The sequence below is a fragment of the Fretibacterium sp. OH1220_COT-178 genome, assembly GCF_003860125.1.
In the GTDB taxonomy this organism is placed as follows: Bacteria; Synergistota; Synergistia; order Synergistales; family Aminobacteriaceae; genus CAJPSE01.
This window is the reverse complement of the sequence record NZ_RQYL01000055.1, coordinates 1-2,684: the sequence shown is the minus strand read 5'-3', so window position 1 is coordinate 2,684 and position 2,684 is coordinate 1. Positions and strand designations below refer to the sequence as shown.

General features: G+C 56.4%; 2 protein-coding genes. Both read left to right on the top strand.

Annotated features, from left to right (window positions below; translation table 11 throughout):
* A partial coding sequence (locus EII26_RS12710; protein ID WP_148092578.1) for a WG repeat-containing protein occupies positions 1-930 on the top strand: 930 nt, incomplete at its 5' end.
* A 318-nt stretch (positions 931-1,248) separates the two neighbouring features.
* Entirely contained in the window at positions 1,249-2,622 is a 1,374-nt protein-coding gene (locus EII26_RS12705; RefSeq protein WP_124889525.1) for an RDD family protein, read from the top strand.
* Positions 2,623-2,684: the final 62 nt, after the last annotated feature.

Sequence of the window (2,684 nt, the reverse complement as noted above, 5' to 3'; positions counted from 1 at the left end):
GTCAGGGATTTCTCCGCGAAATATGTATCGCCTGCCGATGTCCTCTCGTATTTCGAAGGCCCCGGGAACCTTGAGGGCTATGTGGACCTCACTGGAAAAGTTGTCGTTCCTCCCCGATACCAGTCTGTCAGCGGGATCAAAGATGGATTTGGTGTTGTGAAGAGCGGCGACCTATACGGGATCATCGACGAGAAGGGGCAGACCGTGCTGCCGATCATGTACGAGAGGTTTATCTACATCTTCGGCGCGAACCTCTTTGGGGTAAAGAGCGGGGACAAGTGGGGGTACGTGAACGGCAGGAACGAGGCGATCACGGACTTTGTGTTCGACGAGCCGTCGATGTGGGACGACTGCCCTCGAGGGACCTGCGTCGCCGTTCTGAACGGCAAGAGCGGCCTGCTGGACGGGAGGGGGCGTTGGGTCCTGCCCGCCTCGTACGACGCCATCTATGGTGTTGTACGAGGGGAGGCGGAGGACAACCCGAGGATCGGGGTCTGCCGCGACGGCAAGGTGGGGTTCGTGGACCTGCAGGGCAACACGGTCATCGACTTTTTGTTCGAGAATCCTATTCGCCATGTCTCTGGTTGGACGGATTGTTACCAATTCTCTGAAGGGTTGGCGTCTGTGTTATTGTCCGACTCTAAACCTATGGAGGATGTATTTGGAGTGATCGACGAGACGGGGAAGCTGCTCTTCCGGTTCTCTGAGGCGCCCCGCGGTGCGTACCGCGAGGGGTACATGGTGGTAGAGGATGAACACGAGAACTACAGCCTTATCGACCGAACGGGCAAATTGTACCCTCTGCCGACGTGGCTTGAGCCTATAGGGGTGAAAGAAGTCGTGAGCGGCACGTTGTTGGTGAGAGTGAGGCAAAAGGTGCCCTGGTACGAAAAAGGAAAATTCGGCTATCTGAGCATTCCCCCACAATAGAGGCGCGAAGCGGTAAAAAGGGTTTTCGGCAAGGAGGATTGTGCCGATATTATCAAAGTTCCATGAAAGTCGCTCATCTGTTTATTGAATCCCGTTGACACTTCGAACGCAAATCGATATTTTTTCGTCGGCATTTCTTTCCATTTTATTTCAAAATCGATCATGGACCATTCCACTTTCACCACTTTTGCAAGGGCGTCGGGCTCCGGTTTTCGTGGCGGCGGAGCGTGAGCGGGAGCCACAACGGACAGCATCCAAAACGGAAGTCGGGGCACTGAAGCGAAAAATACCACTTTCACCCGGACAGGGGGCAATACGATGGACGAGACGGTACTGGAACCGACGGGAGGGAACGCATCGGAAGCCAAGGAGCCCAAGAGGAGAAATTTGGAATCGAAAAGACCTGCGCCGCTGGGCATCCGGGCTGCCGCACGGGTTATCGATTTCATCGTCCTGCTCCTGCTTTTTGAATTCCTTATGGGACATACGCGAAGAGAGCTGGTCAAGTCCGTCTTCATCATACTTTCAGGAATCCTCGGCGTGCGGATGGAGGGGACGGCGTTTCATGTACTGGCGTTTTCTGTCTTGGTGGGCGCGGTTTTTCTCCGTCTTGCCGCCATCTATTTCCTGAGCAACTATTGGAGCTTGTCCGGCTCCGGCCGGAGCATCGGCAAGAGGATGACGCAAATTTGCATCGCGGATGTGGGAGAGGATGAAGGCTGTCCGTTGCGTCCCCTCGGGTTCAGCCGCATATTCCGCCGGGAGGCCCTGTTCATACTTGCCATAACGCCGTTTTTCGTCGCCCGGTATTACGGTCCTCCGCCCTCCTACAAGACGTTCGGCTACTGTCTCAGCGTGTCGCTCCCGGTCCTCGGTCTGCTTCCGGCATTTTTTGCGTCCCGCCGGAGCATTCCCGACCGAATTGCGGGGACCTGGGTCTGCGACCTCAAGCCTGTGGAGCCGGAATCTTCGCCGTCGCCGAGCTCCAGCGTCTTGAGCGAGGCGGATGGTTCAGGGGCTTTCCGGGAGAGTCGAGAAAACGAGTTGCAGGAAGGGGCTTTGGAGCCCGTGTCCTTGTGGCGGCGTGGATACGCACGGGCCATCGATTTTGTCGTTTTGACTCTGGTCATGGATTTTACGGACAGAGTACGGGACTATATTTTGCACGGCGTGCTCCAGCTCTTCCGTTTTTTCGGCTTGAGGAACAACGGTGAAGATCCCGAGTTTTTTTTGATTGGGGGCATATTGCTTTCTTACCTTCTTTACACGCTGTTCGTTTACCTTCTGATGAATTACGTGAAGCAGCGGCGCAGCGGTCAGAGCATCGGCAAGGGTGTCGGCCGGGTCCGTATCGTCTGCCTGGAGGGTGGCCGGATGGGGATTGTCCGCATGCTGCTGCGTGAGGCGCCGTTTTTGATCTCCGTGTCTCTCCTGGTTTTTACGATGGATTTCACGTTGGGTATACGTTTCTCGTCCCCGAGCTTCATATGGGATCGTTGGTGGGAAAAGCTGGGAATTATTCTGACTTTTTATGCGAAGCTTGCGGTGGCGGTCCTGTCTGTGGACGCGCTCCCGGGGCTGTTCGGATCGGGGCGCTGCGTCCACGACTACCTTGCGGATACGCGGGTGTGCGGTGCGAAGGCTGGAGGCGGGGGCTCCCGGGTTCTGCGGGGCCGAGAGAGGGTTTTATGACGAGAGGGATTGAGGCCATTGGGAAGGAGCAGGGAGGGATCGATATGCCCGTAGGAGACAGG

Bases quoted from the DNA above. Each gene is read 5' to 3' on its own strand.
- EII26_RS12705 (WP_124889525.1), top strand. From the start codon at position 1,249: ATGGACGAGACGGTACTGGAACCGACGGGAGGGAACGCATCGGAAGCC.